Below are 25064 nucleotides of genomic sequence, written 5' to 3'. Positions count from 1 at the left end.
GTTCTACCGTCATGGTAGTCAGCGGACGTCGCAGCGACCCGGCTTGTCGATCTCGCGGTGAAATCTATTACTGCTGAATGGATTTCACAGCAGACCGAGCAGCTGCAAGTCGGTGACGTACTTGACGATCACCGACGCGTCGATCTGCGGGATGTCGTTATCGGGGCCGATTTTGGCGTCCTGCACCGCGGCACGGAAGCGCTCCGTCGGCGCCAGGCACCCGCGGGCCGGGTCCGCCGGCGGCACGTGCTGGGCGTTGCGTAACTGCAGCAGCTGCAGCACCGACTGATGGCGCTGCCGTTCGGGCAGGGCGCGCAGGGCGGTCTCCATTCGTTGCAGCCAGTCCCCGAAGTCGTCGACGCGCTCGATCGGGTAGCGCGCCTCGATCAGCCAGTCGACGTACTCGTCGAGCCCGATCCCGTCGTCGTGCGGGTTCATCACGTGGTACGTCTCGAACCCATCCATCACCTGGGCGCCCAGCGTGGTGATCGCCTCGGCGACGAACTCGACGGGCAGGGCGTCGAAGTGCGCGCGTTGCCGGTCGCCGTGCGCGTCCAGCTCATAGAACGAGCGCGGCGCGACGCCGCTGGCCACCACGCTGTGCACCATCCGGGTGAACGTGTCCGACAGGTTCAGCTGGCCGCGGTAGGTGGTGTCGGCCAGGATCATGTCGCAGCGGAACACCGAAACCGGCAGGCCGCACAGGTCGTTCGCCTCGCGCAGCAGCACCTCGCCCGCCCACTTGCTGTTGCCGTAGCCGTTGCCGTAGCCGCCGTCGACCGTGCGGGTCGCGCCGACGGTCCGGACGTCGGCGTGCTCGGTGAACGCCGACGGCTCGATCTGGTCACCGACGTTGGCCGTCGACACGTAGGTGTAGGGCTTGAGTTTGGTGGTGAGCGCCAGCCGGATCAGCTCCGCGGTACCCGCGACGTTGGGGGTGAACAGCTCGCTGTAGGGCAGCACGCCGTTGACGACGGCCGCCGAGTCCACGATCAGGTCGACGGTGTCGGCCAGCCGCTGCCAGGTTTTTTCGTCCACACCGAGGTTGGGCCGTCCCTTGTCGCCGGCGACGACCTCGAGATGGTCCTCGGCCAGTTCGTGGAAGTACCGCAGCAGCGCCGGATCGCCGCTGTCGAAGGTCTTTTCGAGCCGGCGCCGCGCATCCTCATCCGAGGTGGCCCGCACCAGGCAGATCAATTTGCCGTCGGCCAGTTCCAGCCGTTCGAGCCACTGCAGGACCAGGTAACGGCCCAGGAATCCGGTCGCCCCGGTCAGCAGGACCGTGCGTACCTCGCCGCGCGGGCCCGGCAGTCCCTGCGCGGCCGACAGTGCCGGGGCGTCGATGAACTTGTCCAGCGTGAGATCGCTGGCGTACACCTCGGTCGCGTCACGGCCGTGCACGGACGCAAAATCTGCCCGAAGGTCTTCTGCCGCAACGTAATCACCGTTCAGCTGCTGACTGAGGCTGCGCACCGACGGCGCCTCGAAGACGGCGCGTACCGGCAGGTGGATATCGAGGGCGTTGTAGATCGCCGCGACCAGGCGCATCGCCGACAGCGAGTCGCCGCCCAGGTCGAAGAACGATTCCTGGACGCCCACCCGCTCCAAGCCCAGCACCTGGGCGTACAGCCACGCCAGGATCTCCTCGACCGCGGTGGCCGGGGCGAGGTAGTCGTCGGTGCCCTGGTAGTCGGGCGCCGGCAGCGCGCGGGTGTCCAGTTTGCCGCCGGGCGTCAACGGCAGCGCCGGCAGCACCACCACCGCGGCCGGCACCATGTAGGCGGGCAGCCGCTCGGCCAGCAGGGTGCGAAGCTCGGCCGGGTTGGCCGTTCCAATGATGTACCCCACCAGCCGCTTGTCGCCCGGGCGATCCTCGCGGGCGATCACCAACGCCTGCTCCACCCCGGCCAGCCCGGCCAGCGCGGCCTGGATCTCGCCGAGTTCGATGCGGTACCCGCGGATCTTGACCTGTTCGTCGGCGCGACCGACGTAGCGCAGTTGCCCGTCCGGACCCCACCACGCCAGGTCCCCGGTGCGGTACATGCGCGCACCGGTTCCGCCGAACGGGCACGCCACGAACCGCGCGGCGGTCAGGCCGGGCCGGCCCAGGTAGCCGGTCGACACGCCGGAACCGGCGACGTACAACTCGCCGACCACTCCCGCGGGCACCGGTTGCAGGCATCCGTCGAGCACGAACAGCGCGGCGCCGGACACCGGTGAACCGATCGGCGGTGCCTCGGGCCCGGGGGTGAGCGGCGCACTGATGGCCGCGACGATCGTGATCTCGGTGGGGCCGTAGACGTTGACCATCACACGGCCTGCCGCCCAGCGGTCCACCACGTCGACCGGGCATGCTTCGCCCGCGACGGCCAACACCGCCGAGCCCAGGCCCTCGGTGGAGAGCATCGCCACCTCGGACGGTGTCTGGGTCAGCATGTCGACGTTCTCCGCAACGAGCAAGGCGTGCAACTCTTTCGGCGAGCGCACCACCTCGTCGGGTACCACCAGCACCCGTCCGCCGTGCAGCAGCGCCCCGAAGATCTCCCATACCGAGAAGTCGAACGCCAGCGAATGACACTGGCTCCACACCTTGCCCGGCGCCGCCGGCAGCCCGGCAGCGCCCAGCGAGGCGAACAACCGGGTGGCGTTGTGGTGGCTGACCGCCACGCCCTTGGGAACCCCGGTGGTGCCCGAGGTGTAGATCGTGTAGGCGACGTCGTGCGGTCCCGGTGCCGGCGGCGCCGCAGTGGGCCGGTCCCGGATTGAGGGGTCCTCGATATCGATGACGATCGGTCCGGAATCGTCTATCCGAGAACGCAACTCGGCGGTGGTGAGCACCGCGGCCGGCGCGGCATCGGCGAGCATGAAGTCGATCCGGGCCGCGGGCAGGCCCGGGTCGATCGGCACATACGCGGCACCCGTCTTGAGCACCGCCAGGATCGCGGCCACCGCGCGGGCCGAGCGTTCGACGAGCAGGGCCACGCACTGCCCCGGTCCCGCCCCGTGCTCAACGAGCGAGTGCGCCAATCGGTTCGCGGATTCGTCGAGTTGGCGGTAGGTCCACGACTGTCCCGCGTAAGTGATCGCCACCGCCTCCGGGGTGCGTGCGACGTGGCCGGCGAACACCTCCGGGATCGACGCGGGTGTGCGCGACGGGCGCGTCAGCGCCGCCCGGTTGCCGATGGCATCCAGACGCGCATGCTCGCCGGCGCCGAGCACATCGATCGACGACAGTCTGCGGGTCGGGTCGGCGGTGATGGCCGTCAGCACCCGATGCAGCCGGCTGATCAGGGTTTCGATCGTCGCGGCGTCGAACGCGTCGGTGCGGAACTCGACCGCTCCGCCGATCCCGGCGGGCTGGCCGTCGGAGGTCCAGCGTTCGGCCAGCGACCACGCGAGATCCATTCGGGCGGTGCGCGTGTCGACGGGCAGCGGCGTGACGCGCACGTCACCGAGGCTCAGGTCGGCGGAATCGGTGTTCTGCCAGGCCAACATGACCTGCACCAGCGGATGGTGCGCCAGGCTGCGGGTGGGGTTGAGCCGTTCCACCAGCAGCTCGAAGGGCACGTCCTGATGTTCGTAGGCGGCCAGGCTGCGCGCGCGCACGTGCGCCAACACCTCGGCGATGGTGGGGTCACCGGCCAGGTCGACCCGCAGCACCAGGGTGTTGACGAAGAAACCCACCACGTCATTCAGGGCCGGATCGCGCCGCCCGGCGATCGGAAAGCCCACCGCCACATCTGAACTCGCGGTGATCTTGGCCAGCAGCACCGCCAGCGCGGCCTGCACCACCATGAAGCTGGTCGCGTTGTGCGCGCCGGCCACCGCACGCACCCGCTGCTGCAATTCCGCGGACCAATCCACCGCCACGCTGGCCCCGCCGAAATCGGCCACCAACGGATACGGCCGATCGGTGGGCAACTCCAGTCGCTCGGGCATTCCGGCCAGGGTGTGTTCCCAATACCGCAACTGCCCGGCGATCAGACTGTGCGGATCCTGCAACTCGCCGAATTGCGCACGCTGCCACAGCGTGTAGTCGACATACTGCACCGGCAACGGCGTCCACTCCGGTGCGTGCCCGGCCACGCGGCCGGCATACGCCTCCCCCAGGTCGCGCACCAGCGGGGTCAGCGACCAGCCATCGGCGGCGATGTGATGAAGCACGGCCACCAACAGGTACTCGTTGTCGTTGAGCCGGAAAAGCAGTGCCCGCAGGGGAAGCTCGGTGGCCAGGTCGAAGCGGTGGCCCACCGCGGTGTCGACGGCCTTGCCCAGCCGGGTGGGTGACCACCCGCGCGCATCGGTGATCTGCCAACCGAAGTCGGCGTCGTCGGCCTCGACCACCAGCTGCGCAGGGATGCCGTCGTGCGACGGGAACAGCGTGCGCAGGCTTTCGTGGCGGGCCACGACGTCGCCCAGCGCGGCGCCGAACGCCTCGCCATCCAGACGCCCGTGCAGCTGTAAGGCGATGGCCATGTTGTGCACCGGTGACGGCCCGTGCAGTTGGCCCATGAACCACAACCGCGACTGGGCGAACGACAACGGCACCACCGCCGGGCGCGGGCCGGCCACCAGCGGCAGGCGCCCTCCCCCGTCGTTACCCAGCCGCGCCGCCAAGCGGCGAATGGTGGGCGCTTCGAACAAAGCCCGAACACCAAGGTGAACATCGAGACTGGAGTTGATCTCCGCGACCAGCCGCATGGCCGACAGCGAATCTCCGCCGAGGTCGAAGAAGGAGTCGTCGATGCCGACGCGGTGGACGTCCAGGACGTGGGCGTAGATGTCGGCCATGGACCGCTCGACGTCGGTGGCCGGTGCGCTGTACTGATCGGCGCCGTGGTAATCCGGTGCGGGCAGGGCGCGGGTGTCGAGTTTGCCGTTGGCGGTCAGCGGCAATGCCTCGATGACCATCACCGCGGCCGGAACCATGTAGGCCGGTAACCGCTCGGCCAGCCGGGCGCGGACCTCGCCCCCATCGGCGGACCCGGTGAGATAGCCGACGAGACGCTTCTCGCCGGGCCGGTCCTCGCGCGCGATCACCACCGCCTGCGTTACCCCGTCCAATTCGGCGAGCGCGCTTTGTATTTCGCCCAGCTCGATGCGGTAGCCGCGGATCTTGACCTGCTCATCGGCGCGACCGACGTACTGCAGCTGCCCATCCGGGCCCCAGCGCACCAGGTCCCCGGTGCGATACATGCGCGCCCCGGCCCCACCGAACGGGCAGGCCACGAACCGCGATGCGGTCAGAGCGGGCCGGCCGAGATACCCGGCGGCCACCCCGGCGCCGGCCACATACAGCTCGCCCATCACGCCCGCGGGGACCGGGCGCAGCCACGCGTCCAGCACGAAGAAGCCGAGATGCGCCAATGGTTTCCCGATGGGGCTGACGTGGCCGTCGATGTCGGCGTCGACGATCTCCCGGAACGAGGCGTGCACCGTCGTCTCGGTGATGCCGTACATGTTGATCAAGCGGGGCCGTCGCGGGTGGTTGTGCAGCCACTTGCCCAGGCGTTGCGGAACCAGCGCCTCGCCGCCGAATACCACGGTGTGCGGGTTGAGCCGCCGTTCCGACCGTGACGCCTCGGCGCCCTGCAGCGCGAAGAACGCCGACGGGGTTTGGCTGAGCACGCTCACGTCCTCGGCAATCAGCAAGGCCCGCAGGTCTTCCGGTGAGCGCACCACGTCGTCGGGCACGACGAGCAGCCGTCCGCCGCCCAGCAGCGCACCGAAGATCTCCCACACCGAGAAGTCGAACGCCAGTGAATGGCACTGGCTCCACACCCCGGTCACCGAGGCCAGCCGACCGTGCACTGCGGTCAGCAGTTCGGTGACGTTGCGATGGGTGACCGCCACGCCCTTCGGGGTTCCGGTCGTCCCGGAGGTGTAGATGACATAGGCGATGTTCGCGGGAGCGGGTGCCCGCAAGGCGTTGCCGGGCCGAGTCCGCACGGCGGGATCGTCGATGTCGATGATCGCGAAGTCGAACCCGTCCAGCCGCGACCGCAGGGCCGCGGTGGTGATTGCGGCGGTGGGCGCGGCGTCGGCGAGCATGAACCCGACCCGATTCTGCGGCACGGCCGGGTCGATCGGCAGGTAAGCCGCCCCGGACTTCAGCACCGCAAGGATCGCGACCACCGCTTGCGCCGAGCGGTCCATCAGCAGCGCCACGCAGTCCCCCGGCCCCACACCGTCGTCAATAAGCAGGTGCGCCAACCGGTTCGCGCCCTCGTCGAGCTCGCGATAGGTCATCGAGCGTCCGTCAAACGTCAGCGCCACCGCCTGCGGGCTGCGCTCCATTTGGTCGGCGAACAACGCCGGGATCGACGACGTGTCGATGCGCGGGCGGGACAACACCGCGCGGTTGCCGATCGCATCGAGGCGCGCGTGTTCGTCGGCGCCGAGCACATCGATCGACGACAGACTGCGGGTCGGGTCGGCGGTGATGGCCTCCAGTACCCACCGCAGACGCTCGATCAGCGTCTTGATGGTGGCGGTGTCGAAGACGTCGGTACGGAATTCCACCGCCCCGCCTATCCCCGCGGGCAGGCCGTCGGAGGTCCAGCGTTCGGCCAGCGACCAGGCCAAGTCCGTTCGGGCGGTACGGGTATCGACCGGGAGCGCGGTGACCCGCAGATCACCGAGGCTCAGGTCGGTCGGCTCGGTGTTCTGCCAGGCCAGCATCACCTGCACCAGCGGATGATGCGCCAGGCTGCGGGCGGGGTTGAGCCGTTCCACGAGTGCCTCGAAGGGCACATCCTGGTGCTCATAAGCGGCCAGGCTGCGCGCGCGCACGTGCGCCAACACCTCGGCGATGGTGGGGTCACCGGCCAGGTCGACCCGCAGCACCAGGGTGTTGACGAAGAAACCCACCACGTCATTCAGGGCCGGATCGCGCCGCCCGGCGATCGGGAAGCCCACCGCCAGATCCGAACTCGCGGTGATCTTGGCCAGCAGCACCGCCAGCGCGGCCTGCACCACCATGAAGCTGGTCGCGTTGTGCGCGCCGGCCAGCGCGCGGACACGCTGCTGCAGCTCGGCGGGCCAAACCACGGCCACGCTGGCCCCGCGGTAATCGGCCACCAACGGATACGGCCGATCGGTGGGCAACTCCAGCCGCTCGGGCAGCCCGGCCAGCGCCCGTTCCCAGTACGCCAGCTGGCCCGCGATCGGGCTGTCCGGGTCTTCCAGATCGCCGAATTGCGCTCGCTGCCACAGCGTGTAGTCGACATACTGCACCGGCAGCGGCGCCCACTCCGGGGCGTCCCCGGCCGCACGACTGGCATAGGCCACCGCCAGATCGCGCACCAGCGGGGTCAGCGAACCCCCGTCGGCGGCGATGTGATGCACCACGGCCACCAGCACGTGTTCCTCGTCGTCGAGACGGAAAAGCTGGGCACGCAACGGAATTTCGGTGGCCAGGTCGAACGTGTGGCGCGCCGTGTCGCGGATGGCGTCTTCCAGCCGGGCGTGCGGCCAGCCGGTGGCGTCGATGGCCCGCCATGTCACGGCGGCCCGCTCGGGCGCCACCACGACCTGCCGGGGTATGCCATCGACGGCGGCGAACACCGTCCGCAGGCTTTCGTGGCGCGCCACGACGTCGCGCAGTGCGGCCCCCAAGGCGGTGGCATCCAGGCGTCCGCTCAGCCGCAACGCCGCCGCCATGTTGTACACCGGTGACGCGCCGTGCAACTGGTCGATGAACCACAACCGGGATTGGGCGAACGAGAGCGGCACCACCGCCGGCCGCTCGCGCGCCACCACGCCGCCGTGCCGGGCCCCGCCCGCGCCGACGCGTGCCGCCAGCTCGCCAATGGTGGGTGCCTCGAACAACATCCGCACCCCGAGGTGGGCGTCCAGGGTCGCGTTGATCGTGGCGATCACCCGCATTGCCGACAGCGAGTCGCCGCCCAGATCGAAGAACGAATCGTCGGCACCGACCTGCTCCAGCCCCAGCACCCGGGCGTAGATGCCGGCCAGGATCTCCTCGGTCGGGGTGCCCGGGGCCCGATACGCACCGGCGGTGTATTCGGGTGCGGGTAGGGCGCGGGTATCGAGTTTGCCGTTGGGGGTCAACGGCAATGCCTCGATGGCGACCACGGCGGCCGGGACCATGTAGGCGGGCAGCCGCTCGGCCAACCGGGCGCGGACCTCGGCCGGGTCGGCAACGCCGGTGAGATAGGCGACAAGTCGCTTGTCTTGAGGCCGGTGCTCGCGGGCGATCACCACCGCCTGCGTCACGCCGTCCAATTCGGCTATCGCGCTCTGTATTTCGCCGAGCTCGATGCGGTGGCCGCGGATCTTGACCTGCTCATCGGCGCGACCGACGTAGTGCAGCTGGCCGTCCGGGGCCCAGCGCACCATATCCCCGGTGCGATACATGCGCGCCCCGGCCCCGCCGAACGGGCAGGCCACGAACCTCGACGCGGTCAGGCCGGCCCGGCGCGCGTAACCGACGGCAACACCGCGGCCGGCCACGTACAGCTCGCCGACCACTCCGGCGGGCACCGGCCGCAGCCACGCGTCCAGCACGAACAGGGCCGCACCGGATACCGGCGACCCGATCGGTGGTGCTCCCCCGACCGCGGCCAGCGGCGGACTGATGACCGCGTCCACCGTGGTCTCGGTCGGGCCGTAGGCGTTGATCATCACGCGCCGCGGGGCCCACCGGTCGGCGAGTGCGGCCGGGCAGGGCTCGCCGCCGAGGATCAGCGCGGTGTCCAGATCCTGCGGTGACAGCGCGGCCAGCGCCGATGGGGTTTGGCTGAGCACGCTGACCTTTTCGGCGATCAGCAAGGCGTGCATTTCGTCCGGTGAGCGTGTCACCGGCTCGGGCACGATGACCAGGCGACCACCGCCGGCCAGGGCTCCCCAGATTTCCTGGATCGAGACGTCGAAGCCGTACGAATGGCACTGCGACCACACGCCCGCTTCGGGCAGCGGCGCGTGCAGCGATTCCAGGAGTTGGGTGACGTTCTGGTGGGTGACGGCGACGCCTTTGGGGACACCGGTGGTGCCCGAGGTGTAGATGACGTAGGCGATGTTGTCCGGGGCGGGCGCCGGCAGCGCGGTGCTGGGGTAGCCGTGCGCGGCGGTGTCGTCGACCTCGATAACCGGCAGGCCGAGTCCGGTGAGTCGCGACCGCATGTCTGTCGTGCTCAGTGCGACGGGCGGTGCGGCGTCATCGAGCATGAACTCCACCCGCGCCGCCGGCAGCGCCGGATCGATCGGCAGGTACGCCGCCCCGGCCTTCAAGACCGCCAGCATGGCCACGATGGCCTCGGGCGAGCGGGAAAACAGCAGCGCCACACAGTGTCCCGGGCCGGTGCCATGCTCGAGCAACAGGTGCGCCAAGCGGTTGGACGCCTGGTCGAGTTCGCGATACGTCATCGAGCGGTCCTCGAAGGTCACCGCGACCGCGTCGGGCGTGCGGGTCACCTGGATGGCGAACAGCGCCGGCAACGACGCCGGTGCGGCCGTCGGCTCGGCCAAGGCCGCCCGGTTTCCCCAGTACGCAAGCTGCGCATGCTCGGGACCGTCGACCGCGTCAAGTGATAACAGCGGTCGGGCCGGGTCGGCGGCCATCACCACCAGGAGCCGGTGCAACCGGGCGGTCAGCTCGTCGACTTCGGCGGCGTCGAACACGTCGGTATCGAATTCGACACGCAGGCTTAGCTCGTCGCCCGGAACGGCCTGCAGCGACAGCGGGTAATGGTTGTACTCGTGACTGGTGAATCCGGTGGCGGTCAAGTCACGGGCGGATGACAACGTCGCGGCATCGATCGGATAGTTCTCATACACCAGCAAGCTGTCGAACAACTGGTCGTGCCCGGTGACCCGGTGAATCTCGTTGAGCGACAGGTGCTGGTGTTCCAGGGTGTCGTTGTGGGCGCGTTGCAGCTGGTCCAGCAATTCGGCGACGGTGGTTGCCGGGGTGGCACGGGCGCGCACCGGCACGGTGTTGATGAGCAGGCCCACTATGGATTCCGCGCCAGGCAGATCGGCCGGCCGGCCCGAGACGGCGGTGCCGAAGGCGACGTCGCGTTGACCGGTCTGCCACATCAGCAGCTGCGCCCATGCGGCCTGCAGCACGGTGTTGACGGTGGTGTGGCAGAAACGCGCGAGTTTGCTTAGCGCACGGGTGGTTTCGGCGGTCAGTCGCAGTGCGGCCACGCCGCGCGGCCCGAGCTCGTTGCGGCTCGGCGGGCCCACCATCGTCGGGGCGTCGAACCCATCGAGCGCGTCGCGCCACGCCAGGCGGGCGGCGGGCACGTCTCGATCGGCCAGCCAGCTGACAAAGCTGCGGTAGGGCAGCACCGCGGGCAGCCGCGACCCGTAATAGCAGGCGAAGATTTCTTGCAGCAGGACCGGGAGCGACCAGCCGTCCATCACGATGTGGTGGACGGTGAGGACGAACCGGTATTCGTCGTCCGCGGTGCGGAGCAGCGCGGCCCGCAACGGCGGTTCGTCGCCGAGGTTTCGCGCCGCGACTCGTTCGGCGGCGCAGAGCCGTTGGACCCTCCGCTCGATGTCGCCGTCGTGGATCTCGATGTACTGACAGGCCAGGTCGGCGGCGGCGGGGATGATCTGCACCGGATCGCCGAAGTCGGAACAGAACCGGGCCGCGAGGTTGGGGTGGCGGGTGATGACGGTATGCACGGCTCGATGCAGTCGGTGCGAGTCGAGGGCACCGCGCAGCGTGATGTCGAGCTGCACCGCGTACACATCGGCGTCGCCGTGGGTGGCCGTCGCATGGAACAGCAGCCCCTGCTGCAGCGGGGTCAGCGGCAGGATATCGGCGACGTCGTATCGCCGTTCGAGTTGGTCGATCTGCGGCTGGCTCAGCCGGGCGGGGGTGATGTCGGACGGGGTCAGGCCGCCGCCACCGCGGCGCACGTGCGCGCAGATTCCGGCCAGTGCCTCAAACCACAACCGGCTCAACTGCGTTACCTGGTCGTGGGTCAGCGCCGAGGACGCCCATGTCCAGTTCGCCCGCAGCCGCGGCCCGTCCTCGGTGTCCATGGTGGCGGCGTTGAGCTCGATCGTGTGTGGTAGCGGCAGCTCCAGCGCCGCTGCGGCGACGGCGAACGACGCGTTGTTCGGGCTCAGCTGCCACAATTCGTCGGACAACTCGCCGACGCCGGCACCAAGCCGGCCCAGATAGTTGAATCCGATGACCGGATCCGAATTAGTCAGGGCCACTTCGGGATTCAGGTAGCACAGCAATCCGTAGGTCACACCGTCCGGCAGGGCGCGTAATTGTTCCTTGGTCTGCTTGATGACCGCACCCAGCGCGGCCGCACCGGCCACCACCCGTTCCCAGTCCAGCCCGGAAACGGCCAGGGCCACCGGGTGCTTGGCGGTGAACCAGCCCACCGTGCGCGACAGATTCACGTACGGACCCAACTCCTCGCTGCGCCCGTGACCCTCGATGTCGATGCCCAGGGGTGCTGCCGTCCCGAGGAATTCGGCGAAGGCCATCCCGAACGCGATCAGCAGGATGTCCTGCACCCCGGCGTGAAACGCGGCGGGCACCTCCCCCAGCAACAGCCGGGTCGTCTCGGCGTCCAGCGACGCGGACAACTGCCCGGCCGTCGCGTACGTGTCGTCGGGCTGCACCGCAGGCAGGAGCGGCGGAGTCTGCGCGATCCGCCGCCACGTATCTGCCTGGCCGAGCACCGCCGGATTCTGGGCGTGGTCGGCCAGCAGCGACGACCAGCGGGCGAACGAGGTTCCCTCCGCGGGCAGCTCGATGGGCTGGCCGCTGCGATGCTGCGCCCAGGCGATGTTGACGTCCTCGATCAAGGTCCGCCACGAGACGGAATCGACGGCCAAGTGGTGAATGATCAGCACCAGTTCGTTTGTCGCACTTGCCCATATCGCGCTCAAAAGCGCTCCGGCGCCGGGGTTGAGCCGGGACCGGGCCCGCGTCAGCGCCGCATCGGAGAGCACGTCGACGGTCCGCATGCAGGCGCGGGCGTCCACCGCGCCCACCTGGGGTACGTGCAGGGACCAGCCGCCGTCGCCGTCGTCGTCGACGCAGAGCCGCAGCATGGGATGCCGATCCAGCAATGCCTGCAGCACGGCCTGCACGTCGGCTTGGCCCACCCCGGCCGGAGCCGCCAGCACCATGGTCTGGTTGAACTGCTCGATGGGGCCGTCCATGTCGTGCAGCCACCGCATGATCGGGGTGGCCACGACGGGCCCGACTCCGTCGTCGGCCGCCTCGTCCTCGGCGGTGGTCAGCGTGACGATTCGGGCCAGCCGGGCCACCGTCTGCTCGACGAAAACATCACGCGGCCGGCATATTACGCCCGCGGCGCGGGCCCGGGCCACCACCTGCATGGACAAGATGCTGTCCCCGCCCAGATCGAAGAACGAATCGTCCACCCCGACCCGCTCGAGCCCGAGGACTTGGGCGTAGATGCCGGCCAGGATCTCCTCGATCGCGTCGGCCGGAGCCCGGTACTCGTTGCCGCCGAAATCCGGGGCGGGCAGGGCGCGGGTGTCGAGTTTGCCGTTGACCGTCAGGGGCAGCGCGTCGAGCGCCACGACCGCGGCCGGCACCATGTAGGCCGGCAACCGCTCGGCGAGGCGCGACCGTACCTGGGACGGCTCGGCCGTCCCGGTGACGTAGCCCACCAGTCGCACCGCGCCGGGCTGCTCCTCGCGGACGATCACCGCCGCCTGCTCGACACCGCCCAATTCGGTGAGCGCGGAATGTATTTCGCCGAGCTCGATGCGGTGGCCGCGGATCTTGACCTGTTCGTCCGCGCGCCCGAGGTATTCCAGCTGCTCGTCCGCGCCCCACCGGACCAGGTCGCCGGTGCGATACATCCGCGCACCGGCCCCGCCGTACGGGCAGGCGACGAACCGCGATGCCGTCAAACCGGCCCGGCCCGAATAGCCGGCGGCGACCCCACGGCCCGCGATGTACAACTCCCCCACCACGCCGGGCGGCACCTTACGCAAACATCGATCCAGCACGAACAGCGCGGCGCCGGGCACCGGCGAACCGATCGGCACCACCGCGGCACCCGCGCTGAGCGGCGCGGTCATCGCCGCATACATCGTGGTCTCGGTCGGGCCGTATTGGTTGATCATCACCCGCCCCGGCGCCCACCGATCCATCACCTCGACCGGGCACGGCTCGCCGCCGACGATCAGCGCCACCGGTTCCAGCCCGTCGGACGGCAGCGCCGCCACCGCGGACGGGGTCTGGCTCAAGACGTCGACGTTTTCGGCAATCAGCAAGGCGTGCAGGTCTTCCGGTGAGCGAACCACCTCGTCAGGGACGACGACGACGCGGCCGCCGCGCAGCAGCGCACCGAAGAGCTCCCAGACGGAGAAGTCGAAAGCCAGGGAATGGCAGTGGCTCCAGACCCGGCCCAGGCCCAGTTCTGCGTCCAGCGACTCCAGCAGCTGGGTGACGTTGTGGTGGGTGACCGCGACCCCTTTGGGGGTGCCCGTGGTCCCCGAGGTGTAGATGAGGTACGCGATGTTGTCCGCGGTCGGCGCCGGCAACCCGGTCGTGGGTTGGCTGCGCACGGCGGGGTCGTCGACCTCGATGACCGGGCCGGAGATGTGCGGACCCGCGCGCAGGCCGGCCGTGCTGATCGTTGCGATTGGCGCGGCGTCGGTGAGCATGAATTCGATGCGGGCCGACGGCAGGGCGGGGTCGATCGGCACGTACGCAGCGCCGGTCTTGAGCACCGCCAGGATCGCCACGATCGCCTCGGCCGACCGCGGGATCGCCACCGCCACCCGCCGGCCCGGGGCCGCGCCGTGGCCGACGAGCAAGTGCGCCAACTGGTTCGACGACGCCTGTACCTCGCGGTAGGTCCATGACCGGCGCCCGCAGGTGATCGCCACCGCCCCCGGCTCGCGACTCACCTGTGCGTCGAACAATGCGGGGATCGACACGGGGCCAGTCGCGGGCTGGGTCAACACCGCGCGGTTGCCGATCGCATCGAGGCGGGTGTGCTCGGCCTCGGCGAGGACGTCGAGCGTGGAAAGCGGTTGCGCCGGGTCGGCGGCCATGGCGGACAGCACCCGTTGCAATCGCGCAACCATGGTCTCGATGGTGGCCGCGTCGTAGACGTCGGTGCGGAATTCCACAGTTCCGGCGATGCCGGCGGGCCGGCCGTTTTCGTCCCGGCGTTCGGCCAGCGACCAGACCAGGTCCATGCGGGCGACCCGGGTGTCCAGCGGCAGCGGCGTGACCTGTACATCACCCAGGCTCAGGTCGACGGGATCGTTGTTCTGCCAGGCCAACATCACCTGGACCAGCGGGTGGTGGGCGAGGTCGCGGGTGGGGTTGAGCCGTTCGACGAGCACCTCGAAGGGCACGTCCTGGTGTTCGTAGGCCGCCAGGCTCCGTTGCCGTACCTGGGCCAGCAGGTCCGCGATGCGGGGGTCGCCGCTCAGGTCGACCCGCAGGATCAGGGTGTTGACGAAGAATCCGACCACATCGTCCAGGGCCGGGTCGCGCCGGCCCGCGATCGGGAACCCTACCGCGACATCGGAATTCGCGCTCATGGTGGACAGCAGCACCGCAAGGGCGGCCTGGACGACCATGAAACTGGTCGCGTTGTGCGCGCGCGCCAGGCGGGCCACGTGTTGCTGAAGTTCGGCCGGCCACTGCACGGCCACGCTCGCTCCGCGGTAGTCGGCGACCAGCGGGTACGGCCGATCCGTTGGCAGCTCAACGTGTTCGGGTAATCCGGACAGGGCCTGTTCCCAATAGGTGAGCTGTCTGGCGATGGGGCTGTCCGGATCCTCGAGGTCGCCGAACCGGGCGCGTTGCCACAGGGTGTAGTCGGCGTATTGCACCGGCAGTGGCGCCCACTGCGGCGGCCGCCCGGACGACCTGCTGGCATAGGCGGCCCCCAGGTCGCGCACCAGCGGGGTCAGTGACCACCCATCGGCGGCGATGTGGTGGACCACCGCCACCAAGACATGTTCATCGTCGCCGGTGTGGAAAAGCCATGCCCGCAAGGGTATTTCGTGTGCGAGATCGAAGGTGTAGCGCGCTGCCTCCTGGGTGGCCTCCGCCAGCCAGGACGCGGGCCACCGCGTGGCGTCGACGACCTGCCAGCTCACCTCGCTACGTTCGGGCGGGACAACCACTTGTTGGGGTGTTCCTTCGGGCGCGAGGAACAGGGTTCGCAGGCTTTCGTGGCGGGTCACCACGTCGTGCAGGGCGGCGCCCATCGCGTCGGTATCCAAGTGCCCGCTCAGCCGCAGGGCGACTGCCATGTTGTAGACGGGCGACGGACCCTGGAATTGATCGATGAACCACAACCGAGATTGGGCGAACGACAACGGCACCAGCGCCGGCCGTTCGGCCGCGGTCAAACCGGTCGCGCGCCCGGCAACCGCCTCCATGCGGGGCGCCAGCTGGGCGACGGTAGGCGCCTCGAACAGGGCTCGGACGGTGAGGCCGCCGTCCAGTTCGGCGTTGATCGCGGTGATGAGCCGCATTGCCGACAGTGAGTCGCCGCCGAGGTCGAAGAAGGAGTCGTCGACCCCGACGCGCTCGACACCCAGGACCTGGGCGTAGCTGCCGGCCAGGATCTCCTCGATCGCGTTTTCCGGAGCGCGGTGACCATCACCCCCGCGGTAGTCGGGCGCGGGCAGGGCGCGGGCGTCGAGCTTGCCGTTGACGGTCAATGGCAGCGCGTCGAGCACCACCACCGCGGACGGCACCATGTACGTGGGGAGCCGCTGACCCAACCGGGCCCGAACGTCGGCCGGGTCAGCGGCTCCGGTCACATAGCCGACGAGGCGCTTCTCGCCCGGTCGGTCTTCGCGGACGACGACCGCGACTTGCTCCACGTCGTCCAATTCGGTTAGCGCAGTGCGGATTTCCCCCAGCTCGATGCGATGTCCACGCACCTTGACCTGTTCGTCGGCGCGCCCCAGATAATGCAATCGACCGTCGGCGTCCCAGCGGACCAGGTCTCCGGTCCGGTACATGCGTTGGCCCGGGATTCCGAAGGGGCACGCCACGAACCGTGACGCCGACAGCCCCGCCTGGCCGAGATAGCCGACCCCCACCCCGGCGCCGGCCACATACAGCTCCCCCATCACGCCCACCGGTACCGGGCGCAGCCATGCATCGAGCACACACAGGGCGGCGCCCGATACGGGCGAGCCGATGGGTGGCACGCCCGTTCCCGCCTTCAGCGGTGAACTGTGCGACACCCACATGGTGGTTTCGGTCGGGCCGTAGACGTTGACCATCACCCGGCCCGGTGCCCAGCGGTCCACCAACTCCGGCGGACACGGCTCGGCACCGATCACCAACGCCGTGCCCTCCAGCCCCTCGGTGGGCAACAGACCGACCGCCGAGGGGGTTTGGGTCAACACCGTGACGCCCTCACCCACCAGCAGGGCGTGGAACTCCTCGGGCGAACGCGACACCGCATCGGGCACCACCACCAGGCACCCGCCGTGCAGCAGTGCCCCCCAGATCTCCCACACCGAGAAGTCGAACGCATACGAATGGAACTGGGTCCACACCTGCTCGCCCGACAACGCGAAACCGAGCCGCAAATCGTCGAAGAGTTGTGCGACGTTGTGTTGGGTGACCGCAACACCTTTGGGCACCCCGGTGGTGCCCGACGTGTAAATGATGTGCGCCAGATCAGACGGCGCCGGTGGCGCCAACGCCGTACTCGGCTGGGTCGCGATCGCCGGGTCGGCCACATCGATCACACTCAGCTCGAACCCCTCGAACCGCCCCGCCAGATCGGCGGTGGTGATCGCGACCCTCGGCGCGGCATCGCGCACCATGAACTCCACCCGCGCCGCGGGCAGTGCCGGGTCGATCGGCAGATACGCCGCCCCAGACTTCAGCACCGCCAGGATCGCCACGATCGCCTCGGCCGACCGCGAAAACAACAGCGCCACAACCCCACCCCGGCCCACCCCGCGACCGGCCAGCACACGCGCCAACCGGTTGGCCGCCTCATCGAGCTCCCGGTACGTCAACGACCGGCCCTCACACCGCACCGCCACCGCGCCCGGGGTCCGGGCCACCTGCGCGGCGAACAACCCCACAACCGACACCGGCCGCACCGACCGACCCAACGCCGAACCGTTACCCCACTCGCCCAGCCGGGCGCGCTCATTCTCATCGAGCACCTCGATCGACGAGAGTCGGCGGGTCGGATCGTTGGTCATCGCCACCAACACCCGGCGCAATCGTTCGGTCAGGGTGTGGATGCTGTCCGGGTCGAACACGTCGGTGCGAAACTCCACCGTTCCGGCGATCCCGGCGGGCCGGCCGTCGGCAGTCCAGCGGCCGGACAACGAAAACGTCAAATCCATCCGGGCGGTGCGGGTGTCGACGGGCTCCCTGGTGACTTGCAGCTCACCGAGAGTCAACTCCGTGTGGTCGTTGCCCTGCCAGGCGAGCATGACCTGGACCAGCGGGTGGTGTGCCAGGGAGCGGGTGGGGTGGAGCCGTTCGACGAGTACCTCGAAGGGCACGTCTTGGTGTTCGTAGGCCGCCAGGCTGCCCTGTCGCACCCGGGCCAACAGCTCGGCAACACTGGGATCACCGCCCAGATCCACCCGCAACACCAGGGTATTGACGAAAAAACCCACCACATCATCGAGCGCGGGATCACTGCGCCCCGCGATCGGAAAGCCCACCGCCACATCCGAACTCGCACCAAGCTTGGCCAACAACACCGCCAACGCCGCCTGCACCACCATGAACTCAGTCGCATTGTGCGCCCGCGCCACCGCCCGCACCCGCTGCTGCAACTGCGCCGACCACTCAATGTCCACACTGGCCCCGCGATAATCGGCCACCAACGGATACGGCCGATCCGTCGGCAACTCCACCCGCTCGGGCAACCCCGCCAAAGCCTCCTGCCAATAAGCCAGCTGCCCCGCAATCGGACTATCCGGATCCTCCAGATCACCAAACTGGACCCGCTGCCACAACGTGTAGTCCACGTACTGCACCGCCAACGGCGCCCACCCCGGTGCCCGACCCGCACACCGGCTGGCATACGCCACCCCCAAATCACGCACCAACGGCGTCAGCGACCAACCATCCGCAGCAATATGATGGACCACCGCCACCAACACATGCTCGTCATCGCCGAGACGGAATAGCTTTGTTTGTATGGGTATTTCGCTTCCCAGGTCGAATTGGTAGCTCGCTTCGGCATGCATCGCCTCCTCTATCCGTGCCGGTGACCAACCGGCTGCATCAATCACGTCCCCCCCGACAGCTGCCCGCTCAGCGGGTATCACCACCTGGTGCGGTATCCCCTCGGACACGGTGAATACCGTGCGCAAACTCTCATGGCGGGCCACCACGTCGACGAGTGCGGCACTCAGCGCGGGCACGTCCAGTCGGCCGCGGATCCGCAGCGCCGCCGGCATGTTGTACATCGGCGAGGGCCCCTGCAACTGGTCGATGAACCACAACCGGGACTGCCCGAATGACAACGGCACCGCCGCCGGTCGCGGACCTGCCAGCACCCGCGAAGGCCGATCCGCACCACCGCCGAGTCGCGGTGCCAACTCGGCCACGGTGGGCGCCTCGAACAGCGCCCGCACCGAAATACCCTTGGAAAGCGTGGTATTCACTGCGGCAATCACGCGCATCGCCGACAGCGAATCGCCGCCAAGATCGAAGAAGGAGTCGTCCACACCGACGCGCTCCACGCCCAGCACCTGGGCGTAGATGCCGGCCAGGATCTCCTCGATGGCGCTCACCGGGGCTCGGTAGCGATCGGCGTCCTGGTATTCCGGCGCCGGCAAAGCCCGGGTGTCCAGCTTGCCGTTGACGGTCAAGGGCAACGCGTCGAGCACCACCACCGCCGACGGCACCATGTACGTGGGGAGCCGCCGACCCAACCGGGCCCGAATGTCGGCCGGGTCAGCGGCTCCGGTCACATAGCCGACAAGACGCTTCTCGCCGGCAAGATCTTCGCGGGCGATCACCGCCGCGTGTTCCACGCCGTCCAATTCGCTTAGCGCGGCGCGGACTTCCCCCAATTCGATGCGATACCCACGCACCTTGACCTGTTCGTCGGCGCGGCCCATGTACTGCAGTTGGCCGTCGGAGCCCCAGCGGACCAGGTCCCCGGTGCGATACATCCGCGCCCCCGGCCCACCGAACGGACACGCCACAAACCGCGACGCCGACAGCCCCGCACGGCCCACATAACCGGTCGCCAAACCACCACCGGCCACATACAGCTCACCGACCACACCGGCCGGCACCGTACGCAACCAACCATCGAGCACAAAAAAGGCCAGGTTCGCCAGCGGCACCCCAATCGGGCTGACGTTGCCGTCCACGTCCCCATCGACGATCTCGCGAAACGACGCGTGCACCGTCGTCTCGGTGATGCCGTACATGTTGATCATCCGGGGCAGGCCCGGGTGACGGTGCAACCACGTCGACAACCGGTGCGGCTCAAGCGCCTCACCACCAAAGACGACCGTCTGCAACTTCAGCTGCTCACCCAGCTCGGGCGCCAACGCATCCGCACTCTGCAACGCATAAAACGCCGACGGCGTCTGACTCAACACACTGACCTGCTCACGCACCAACAACGCATGCAGGTCTTCCGGCGATCGGACGACGTCGTCGGGCACGATAACCAGACGCCCGCCCCTCAGCAGTGCGCCGAAGATCTCCCACACCGAGAAGTCGAAAGCCAGGGAATGGCACTGGGTCCAGACCCCGCCCAGATTCAGGTGGGCATCGATCGCATCCAGGAGTTGGGTGACGTTACGGTGGGTGACCGCCACTCCCTTGGGAATGCCGGTCGAGCCGGAGGTGTAGATGAGGTACGCGATGCTGTCCGCGGCCGGCACCGGCAGGCCGGTGGTGGGTTGGGTGCGCACGGCCGGGTCGTCGATGTCGACGATCACCCCGTCGAAGCCATCCAGCCGCTCGCGCACCTCGGCGCTGGTCACCGCCGCGATCGGCGCGGCATCACCGAGCACGAACTCCAACCGCGCCGCCGGCACACCCGGATCGATCGGCACATAGGCCGCCCCGGTCTTGAGCACCGCCAGGATCGCCATCACCGCTTCTGCCGAGCGTGGGATCACCACCGCCACCCGCTGCCCCGGCCCGGCGCCCCGCTCGGTCAGCAAGTGCGCCAACCGATTTGTGGACTCGTACAGCTCGCGGTAGGTAAACGATCGCTCGCCGGAGGTGATCGCCACGGCGCCCGGAGCGCAGGCCACCTGCGCGGCGAACAACGCCGGAATCGACACCAAAGCCATTGGCGGCGCGGTGGTTATCGCTCGGTTGCCGGCCGCGTCGAGCCATTCCCGTTCCGCCTCGGCGAGCAGGTCGATCGACGAAAGCCGTTGTGCGGGTTCGTCGGTCATGGCGGTCAGCACCCGATGAAACCGCTCGATCAGCGTTTCGATGCTCGCGGCGTCGAACACGTCGGCGCGGAATTCCACCGCTCCGCCGATCCCGGCGGGCCGGCCGTCCTCGGTCCAGCGTTCGGCGAGTGAGAACACCAGATCCATCCGGGCGACCCGGGTGTCCAGCGGCAGCGGAGTGACCTGCACGTCACCCAATTCCAGCCCGGCGGCGGGGCCGTCGTGCTGCCAGGGCAGGTTCTGCCAGGCCAACACCACCTGGACCAGCGGGTGATGCGCCAGGCTGCGGCTGGGGTGGAGCCGTTCGACGAGTACCTCGAAGGGCACGTCTTGGTGTTCGTAGGCCGCCAGGCTGCCCTGTCGCACCCGGGCCAACAGCTCGGCAACACTGGGATCACCGCCCAGATCCACCCGCAACACCAGGGTATTGACGAAAAAACCCACCACATCATCGAGCGCGGGATCACTGCGCCCCGCGATCGGAAAGCCCACCGCCACATCCGAACTCGCACCAAGCTTGGCCAACAACACCGCCAACGCCGCCTGCACCACCATGAACTCAGTCGCATTGTGCGCCCGCGCCACCGCCCGCACCCGCTGCTGCAACTGCGCCGACCACTCAATGTCCACACTGGCCCCGCGATAATCGGCCACCAACGGATACGGCCGATCCGTCGGCAACTCCACCCGCTCGGGCAACCCCGCCAAAGCCTCCTGCCAATAAGCCAGCTGCCCCGCAATCGGACTATCCGGATCCTCCAGATCACCAAACTGGACCCGCTGCCACAACGTGTAGTCCACGTACTGCACCGCCAACGGCGCCCACCCCGGTGCCCGACCCGCACACCGGCTGGCATACGCCACCCCCAAATCACGCACCAACGGCGTCAGCGACCAACCATCCGCAGCAATATGATGAGCCACCGCCACCAACACGTGGTCGTCGTCGGCGATGCGCAAAAGCATTGTCCGCAAGGGGGTTTCGCTGGACAAGTCGAATCGGTGCCGCGCCGCGGTATTGATGGCTTCACTGAGCCGGTGTATCGGCCAGTCACCGGCATCGATGACCGGCCAGGTGACGTCGACGCGCTCGGGCGGGATAATCACTTGCCGCGGTGTCCCCTGGTGTGCGGGGAATACCGTTCGCAGGCTTTCGTGGCGGGTCACCACGTCGTGCAGCGCGGCGCCCATCGCGTCGGTGTCCAAACGCCCACTCAGCCGCAGGGCGACCGCCATGTTGTGCACGGGAGATGGCCCGTGCAACTGGTCGAGGAACCAGAGCCGCGATTGGGCAAACGACAACGGCACGACGGCCGGCCGGTCGGCGGCCACCACCCGCGCGAGCTTGCTCCCCCCTCCGCACACACGCGGTGCCAACTCGGCGACGGTGGGCGCCTCGAACAGCACCCGCACTCCCAGATGGGCATCGAGGCCGGTGTTGACGGCGGAGACAAGCCGCATTGCCGACAGTGAGTCGCCGCCGAGGTCGAAGAAGGAGTCGTCGACCCCGACGCGCTCGACACCCAGGACCCGGGCGTAGATGCCGGCCAGGATCTCCTCGATGGCGTTTTCCGGAGCGCGGTAACCATCACCGCCCCGGTAGTCGGGCGCGGGCAGGGCCCGGGTGTCCAACTTGCCGTTGACGGTCAATGGCAGTGCGTCGAGCACCACCACCGCGGACGGCACCATGTACGTGGGGAGCCGCTGACCCAACCGGGCCCGAACGTCGGCCGGGTCAGCGGCTCCGGTCACATAGCCGACGAGATGCTTCTCGCCGACACGATCTTCACGAACCAGCACCGCCGCTTGTTCAACGCCATCCAAATCGGCGAGCGCGGTGCGGATTTCGCCGAGTTCGATGCGGTAGCCGCGGACTTTGACCTGTTCGTCGGCGCGGCCGAGGTAGCGCAGTTGTCCGTCGGGGCCCCAGCAGACCAGGTCGCCGGTGCGATACATGCGGGCGCCCGGTTCGCCGAACGGACACGCCATGAACCGTGACGCGGTCAGCCCGGGACGCCGCCAATACCCCACACCGACGCCCTGGCCGGCCAGATACAGCTCGCCGACCACCCCGGCAGGCACCGGGCGCAGCCACTCGTCGAGCACAAAGAACGCCGCCCGGGTCACCGGTGAGCCGATCGGCGGGAATCCCGACCCGGCCCGCAGTGGTGCGCTCTTGCAGGCCCACATGGTGGTTTCGGTCGGGCCGTAGACGTTGACCATCACCCGGCCCGGTGCCCAGCGGTCCACCAACTCCGGCGGACACGGCTCGGCACCGATCACCAACGCCGTGCCCTCCAGCCCCTCGGTGGGCAACAGACCAACCGCCGAAGGGGTTTGGGTCAACACCGTGACGCCCTCACCCACCAGCAGGGCGTGGAACTCCTCGGGCGAACGCGACACCGCATCGGGCACCACCACCAGGCACCCGCCGTGCAGCAGTGCCCCCCAGATCTCCCACACCGAGAAGTCGAACGCATACGAATGGAACTGGGTCCACACCTGCTCGCCCGACAACGCGAAACCGAGCCGCAAATCGTCGAAGAGTTGTGCGACGTTGTGTTGGGTGACCGCAACACCTTTGGGCACCCCGGTGGTGCCCGAGGTGTAAATGATGTGCGCCAGATCAGACGGCGCCGGCAGCTCCAACGCCGTACTCGGCTGGGTCGCGATCGCCGGGTCGGCCACATCGATCACACTCAGCTCGAACCCCTCGAACCGCCCCGCCAGATCGGCGGTGGTGATCGCGACCCTCGGCGCGGCATCGCGCACCATGAACTCCACCCGCGCCGCGGGCAGTGCCGGGTCGATCGGCAGATACGCCGCCCCAGACTTCAGCACCGCCAGGATCGCCACGATCGCCTCGGCCGACCGCGAAAACAACAGCGCCACAACCCCACCCCGGCCCACCCCGCGACCGGCCAGCACACGCGCCAACCGGTTGGCCGCCTCATCGAGCTCTTGGTACGTCAACGACCGGCCCTCACACCGCACCGCCACCGCGCCCGGGGTCCGGGCCACCTGCGCGGCGAACAACCCCACAACCGACACCGGCCGCACCGACCGACCCAACGCCGAACCGTTGTTACCCCACTCGCCCAGCCGGGCGCGCTCATTCTCATCGACCACCTCGATCGAGGAGAGCCGTCGGCGCGGATCGTCGGTCATCGCCACCAACACCCGCTGCAGCCGCACCGCCAAGTCGGAGGCGTTCAGGCCCGACCAGGGTTCCCACACGCCCGCGGTGCTCAGGAAAAGCTCATCACCGTCGGTGGTGAAGATGAGTCCGAAGCCGTCCGCCTGACCGGAATTCGTGTAGGACGCCGAGGCCGTGACAGCACCGAAGGGCAGGGTGAAGGCCGACGGAATGAAGTTGACGCTGACCCTTTCGGGCGATTTGGTCAGGCCGCGAACCTTGCGCTCCAGGGCGTGCACCGGGAATCGCTGGTGCGCCACCGCCTCTTCGATTCGCCTCTCCACGTGTTTGCAGAAATCGGTGACTGACGATCGCGGTGAGGCGGTGAACACCAGCGGCACGACGCCGGCGACCATGCCGGGAAGCGTCTTCAACTCCGGGCGTACTCGCCGGCTGACGGGGAAATCGAGCACCACTTCTGAGCCCTCGGCGCACCAGCCACGCACCAGCAGCGCGCAGGCCGCGGTAATGACCGACGTCTGGGAGACGCCCCAGACGTCGGAGAACCGGTGAACCCGCCGCACGATCGTGGGGTCCAGCGCCACCGGAGCGGACGGCCACGGGTCACGCTCCGCGGCGCTGCCGGGCACGCGGTGGTGGCTCCCGCGTTCCGGGGGCAGGTTGGCCATCCAGTAGGCCTCGTCGTCCCGGTAATCACTGGAGGCCTCGTAGTGCGATTCGCAGTCGATCAGCTCCTGCAGCGAGCCGAAGACGGCCGTCGGGACGGGTCCGGCGGAGACGATCGCGGAGTAGATGGAGGCGATGCGGTGACCGACCAGCCCAACCCCGGTGCCGTCGATCACGATGTGGTGGCAGCACGCGAACAGGAAAAATTCGTCTCGCCGGGTCTGGAAGAGGACGAACCTGAACAGCGGTCCGGTGAGCGGCATGGGCGTCCGCTGGATGGCCAGCGCTCGATCACGGGCTTCTTGCACGGGATCGGGCAAGTCGCTTAGGTTGTGGAACGCCAGCTCGATGTTCGGGTCGTCGATCGGTCGCTGGAAGACCTGGCCGTCGATCTCGAAGAAGGCGACCCTGGTCGGTTCTGCTTCGCGCACGGCTTGCCGGATCGCCCACTGCAGGGCGTCGCGCTGGACGGTGCCGCCGATCCGGACGAACAACCCAAGCTGCCACTCCGTGTCGGAGTGACCCGTTTCCTGCGCCAGCCAGATGTCCAGCTGCCCGCGCGTCAGCGGAAGTGCTTGATTCTCAAGCTCCATCCGACTCCCCAACCACAGGGTGTTCCTTTCAACCCCCCGGTTGATTTAGGCCGCTCGCGCAGACACCACCAGGCCGCAGCCTGGTCGGCTTCTGTTTGATGTAGCCCGGGCGCTCGGTGCGGTCGGCCTCGAGGCGCCCTACCCGGCATGGGGCGGAGCGTCGACGAAGACCGACCGCAACCTCGTTGCGGCTCGTCGTTGGCCGAGGCGACCGAGCCAGCAAGCGCGCCACCGAACGGTCGGCGCTCGCCCACTCCGAAGACCCCGTAGTCAAC

1 protein-coding gene is annotated in these 25064 nt (G+C 68.7%); it reads right to left on the bottom strand.

The genetic code is table 11. From position 1 onward, the window contains the following. Nucleotides 1-84: 84 nt before the first annotated feature. Nucleotides 85-24789 (bottom strand): non-ribosomal peptide synthase/polyketide synthase, encoded by a 24705-nt coding sequence (locus G6N50_RS03825; protein WP_163650808.1) that lies wholly within the window; start codon nucleotides 24787-24789, stop codon nucleotides 85-87. Nucleotides 24790-25064: the final 275 nt, after the last annotated feature.

The sequence above is a fragment of the Mycobacterium mantenii genome (assembly GCF_010731775.1).
Taxonomy (GTDB): Bacteria; Actinomycetota; Actinomycetes; order Mycobacteriales; family Mycobacteriaceae; genus Mycobacterium; species Mycobacterium mantenii.
Note: the sequence above shows the minus strand (reverse complement) of the source record. Positions and strands in the feature narration are given on the sequence as shown.